Annotated in this window: 3 protein-coding genes; all 3 read left to right on the top strand. The window is 71.1% G+C overall.

Annotated features, from left to right (window positions below):
- Positions 1-356 precede the first annotated feature (356 nt).
- The 3 genes from VFS34_15985 to VFS34_15975 are packed head-to-tail and all read left to right on the top strand — an operon-like array spanning position 357 to position 4143.
- The gene (locus tag VFS34_15985; protein HET9795952.1) at positions 357-827 is read left to right on the top strand and encodes a (2Fe-2S)-binding protein; all 471 of its coding nucleotides are present in this window, start codon (positions 357-359) and stop codon (positions 825-827) included.
- Positions 824-3013, top strand: coding sequence for a molybdopterin cofactor-binding domain-containing protein (locus VFS34_15980; protein ID HET9795951.1), 2190 nt, complete (start codon positions 824-826; stop codon positions 3011-3013). The genes VFS34_15985 and VFS34_15980 overlap by 4 nt, the downstream gene beginning before the upstream one ends.
- A complete protein-coding gene (locus VFS34_15975; GenBank protein ID HET9795950.1) occupies positions 3010-4143 on the top strand; it encodes an XdhC family protein in 1134 nt (377 codons plus the stop codon). Before VFS34_15980 ends, VFS34_15975 begins: the two co-directional genes overlap by 4 nt.
- The last annotated feature ends 48 nt before the right edge of the window (positions 4144-4191 follow it).

Raw genomic sequence — 4191 nt, 5'->3', positions numbered from 1 at the left:
GCCGCGGCGGCTCGCGCTGGGTGCGCTCGGCCGCGCGGCCTCCCACATCGCGGGCCTCCTCCCTCGGTTACTCGGGAGACTTTCCGCGATGTGACCTCACGCGGCTCGGGCTTTGCGCCCTCGACCGCTCCGGCGCCCCACGAGAGCAAGAATTCGCGACCTCGCGGAGCTCGGATCGCGAAAGTCCGAATGGAGGAACCGCGGCGGCTCGCGCCGGGTGGCGCTCGACCGCGCGGCCTCAATGGCCCCGCGGCGCGACTCGACTTTTGACTCGGGATCCGTGACTCGCGACCAATTTCACCCAAACCTCGGCGTTTCCTCGGGACTTCGGGCGCCGTTTTCCCGTATCCCGAGGCATGGCCAGAATCGAAATCACCGTCAACGGCGATCGGCGCGTCTTCGACGGAAATCCGGATACGCCGCTCCTCTGGGTATTGCGGGACCACTTCGGGCTGACAGGCACGAAATTCGGCTGCGGCATGGGAATCTGCGGGGCATGCACCGTTCATGACGGAAAGGCCGCCGTCCGCTCCTGCCAGGTCGCCGCCTCGGACGCCCGCGGAAAGTCCTACACGACGATCGAAGGTCTCGGGAAACGGAACCTCCATCCCTGCCAGCGCGCGTGGCTCGAAGAGGACGTCGCGCAGTGCGGCTGGTGCCAGCCGGGAATGATCATGGCGGCGAGCGCCCTGCTCGCCGGAAAGCCGAACCCCTCCGACGCCGAGATCGACGCCGCCATGTCGTCACTCATCTGTCGTTGCGGCACCTACAACCGCATGCGCCGGGCGATCCATCGCGCGGCTGCGCTCTCCCGGGAGGCCGAATGAGCACCACCCGCCGCGACTTCCTCCGCCGTTCCGCGCTCGGCGGCGCGGCCGCCGCGCTGGTTCTCCAGTTCCCCTGGACCGGGGAAGGGGAGATCGTCGCGACGACCGCCGCGGAGGCGCCGTTCCACCCGAACCCGTGGATCGAAATCGCGCCATCGGGAAGCGTTGTGCTGGTCGCGACGAACTCCGAGATGGGCCAGGGCGCGCGGACCTCCCTCCCGATGCTCCTCGCCGAGGAGCTCGGCGCCGACTGGGCGAACGTCGCGGTCCGGCACGCGATGCCGGGGAAGGATTTCCCGGACATGCGCACGAGCGGCAGCAGCAGCGTGGTCGACAACTGGATCCCGCTTCGGAAGGTCGGCGCGGCCGCACGGGAGATGCTGATCGCCGCCGCGGCCGAGCGCTGGCGCGTTCCGGCCGCGGAGTGCCGGACCGAAAAGGGCCGCGTGCTCCATTCCGGCGGAAAGTCGCTGCCGTTCAGCGAGCTCGTCGCCGCCGCTTCGAAAGTTCCGGTTCCGAAGGACCCGCCGCTGAAGGACGGGAAGGCGTACACGATCGTGGGCTCCCGGGTGCGCCGCGTCGACGGTCCGAAGATCGTCGCGGGGAGCGCGGTCTACGGACTCGACGTGAGAATCCCGGGGCTCCGGAAAGCCGCGGTCGCCCGGCCTCCGGTTTTCGGCGCGAAGCCGGTTCGCTGGAATGCGGCCGCCGCCAGGGCGATCGCCGGAGTCACGGATGTCGTCGAGATCCCGACCGGAATCGCGGTCGTCGCGTCGGATACCTGGACCGCCCTTTCGGGCCGGGACGCGCTCGCGGTCGAGTGGGATGAAGGGCCCCACCGCGCGGATTCCACCGCGTCGCACTGGCGAGCGCTCGAGGAGGCGATCCCCCGCGCGAAGCCCTCGCGCAACGAGGGTGATGCGCCGGCCGCCCTCGCGCGCGCCGCCCGCCGGATCTCGGCGGAATATCGGTACCCGTTCCAGGGGCACGCGACGCTCGAGCCGATGAACTGCGCCGCTCACGTGACCCCGGGCGCGTGCGAGATCTGGGTCGGGACCCAGGCGCCGAACGAAGCGCAGAAGGACGTCGCCAAACTCCTCGGGATCCCTCTCGAGAACGTCCGGCTCCACGTCGAGCTCCTCGGGGGCGGTTTCGGGCGCCGGCTCGGCTACGACTACGTGATCGAAGCCGTCGGGCTCGCCCGCCGCGTCGCGGGTCCCGTGCAGGTCGTCTGGGACCGGGCGGACGATTTTCGCGGGGACTTCTACCAGCCGGCGGCGCTCCATCGCATCGAGGCGGGACTCGACGCCGCAGGGCGGCCGGTCGCGTGGGTACATCGCGTTTCCACCTTCCACCTCTCGATGTTCGGGCCGTTCCGCCCCGACGATCCGGTGCACTGGGAGGGAAATCCCGACGGCGCCGTGGACAACCCGTATGCCGTTCCGGACTTGCGCGTCGAGTACGCGCCCGTCGAGGCGCCCGTCAACACGGGCGCCTGGCGCTCGGTCGACTATCCGTCCGGCGTCTTCGCCCGGGAGTCGTTCATCGACGAGCTGGCGCGCGCCGCGAGCCGCGATCCACTCGCGTTCCGGCTGGATCTCATCCCTTCGCCGGGAACGGTGAAGCTCCGGACGATCTCGCTCGACAACGGCGACCGCCTCCGGCGGGTCCTCTCGCTCGCGGCCGGGAAAGCCGGCTGGCTGGAGCGGTTCGAGCGCGCCCGCGACGGCCGGCGCTGGGGCCGCGGGATCGCGTGCAACATCTACCACCGGCAGACGACGGTCGCGCAGGTGGCGGAGGTCTCGGTCGGCGAAAAGGGAGACCTGCGGGTTCACCGCGTCGTGTGCGCGATCGACTGCGGCCGCGCCGTCAACCCGCTCGGTCTCGAAGGACAGGTGGAGAGCGGAATCCTCTGGGGGCTCTCCGCGACGACGCACGGCCGGATCACCTTCGCGAAGGGAAGGGTCGAGCAGGCCGGCTACGACGATTTCCCGGTCGTTCGAATGGGGGAGGCGCCGGTCGTCGAGACGCACATCGTCCCATCGGACGTTCGGCCGCTCGGCGCGGGAGAGCAGCCGGTCCCTCCGATCTATGCCGCCGTGGCGAATGCCGTCTTCGACGCGACCGGCGTGCGCGTCCGGGAGCTCCCGATCCGCGCCGAAGACCTGAAGGCGGCGCGCGGTTGAGCGACTTCCGGCGCATCGTCGAGCTCCGGAGGGAGTGGATCTCCTCGGGAAGGCGCGCGATCCTCGCCCATCTCGTCTCCGTCGACGGTTCCCATTACCGGCGGCCGGGCGCGCGCATGCTCCTCTCGGAGGAGGGGGAGTCCTTCGGATCCGTGAGCGGGGGTTGTCTCGACGCGGATCTGCGCCGCCGCATTCCCGAGGTGCTCCCGAACGGGGAACCGATCGTCGTGCGGTACGACACCGGCAGCCGGGACGACGTCCTGTTCGGCTCCGGCCTCGGGTGCGGCGGGAAGATCGAGATCCTCGTGACGCCTCTCGGGAACTTCCGCGAAGGGCCCGACGCGCTCGAAGCCGCGGCGGGCGAGCGGGACGGCGGCACGCTCGCGACGGTCGTGCGATCCTCGACGCCGGGCCTCCGCCCGGGGGATCAGACGTTCTTCTCCCGGGACGGCCGGGTCGTCGGCGGATCGGATCGAATGAGGAGCGAAATCCCGGCGACGCTCCGTACCGCGTGGGCGACGGTCACGTCTCGGTTTCTCTCGCTCTCCGGGGGCGCCGACGTACTGCTGGAGTCGGTCGTTCCGCCGTTCACGCTCTTCCTCGCCGGAAGCGGAGACGACCTCGCCGCGCTGGCGCGGCTCGCGGCGCCGCTCGGATGGCAAGTCGAGGCCGTCGTGCCCCGCGCGACCGCGCTCGCGGAAAGGCGCTTCGAGAACCTCCTCGCCGGCCCGATGCTCACCGTGGGGGACGTCGCCTCGCGGGCGACGGCGCGATCGGGAATCGTCGTCGCCACCCACAATTACCTCGACGATCTCGAGGTTCTCCGGGCCTCCCTGCCGACGCCGGCCGCGTACATCGGCCTCCTCGGCTCGCGGGACCGCGTGTCGCGCCTGACGGCCGACGCCGGGGACGTCGGAGGCGACCGCGCGCGCCTTCACGGACCCGCCGGGCTCGACATCGGCGCGGAGACGCCGGAAGAAATCGCGGTCTCGATCGTCGCCGAGATCCAGGGCGTCCTTTCGGGCCGCTCCGGCGGATCGCTCCGGGCACGGCGATCGGCGACCCACGACCGGGCCGACTCGGGCGCGGCGAATTCCTCCGGCGCGCTCGCCCCCGGAGAGCCGCGATGAGCATTCGCCTGACGGTCAACGGCGCGGGGCACGACGTCGACGTCCCGC

It is taken from the genome of Thermoanaerobaculia bacterium, from assembly GCA_035717485.1.
GTDB lineage: Bacteria > Acidobacteriota > Thermoanaerobaculia > UBA5066 > DATFVB01 > DATFVB01.
This window is presented reverse-complemented; position numbering and strand designations above follow the sequence as displayed.